The organism is Pantoea sp. B9002, assembly GCF_013385945.1.
Taxonomy (GTDB): domain Bacteria; phylum Pseudomonadota; class Gammaproteobacteria; order Enterobacterales; family Enterobacteriaceae; genus Pantoea.
On sequence record NZ_JACAPA010000107.1, the window covers coordinates 1 to 362 of the forward strand.

General features: G+C 59.4%; 1 pseudogene. It reads left to right on the top strand.

The annotated features are described in order from the left end of the window. A pseudogene (locus HX773_RS25390) lies at positions 1–306 on the top strand (hypothetical protein); the annotation flags it as partial. Between the last annotated feature and the right edge of the window lie 56 nt (positions 307–362).

Genomic DNA, 362 nt, shown 5'->3' on the forward strand with positions numbered 1-362 from the left:
GACTTTGCCGACCCGTACATGTTCATGAACTTCTGGTTCGACTCGAAGATGCAGGGCCTGCAGGGCAACCGCTCGTTCTACAGCAATCCCGAAGTCGACCAACTGATCCGCGAAGCGGCTTCCACCAGCGACACCGCCAAGCGCGTCGAGCTGTACCAGACGGCCCAGAAAAAGGTGCTCAAGGACAGCGTCTACGCCTACCTCTATCAGAAGAGCTACACCTTGCCGATGCGTGATTCGGTCAAGGGCTACGTGTTCAACCCGATGCTCGAACAGGTCTTCAACCTGGGCAGCATGAGCAAGTAAACCTGCTCGCGCGCGCCGGCCCGGCAAGGCGGCGCGCGTCTGATTCTCGTCGTTCG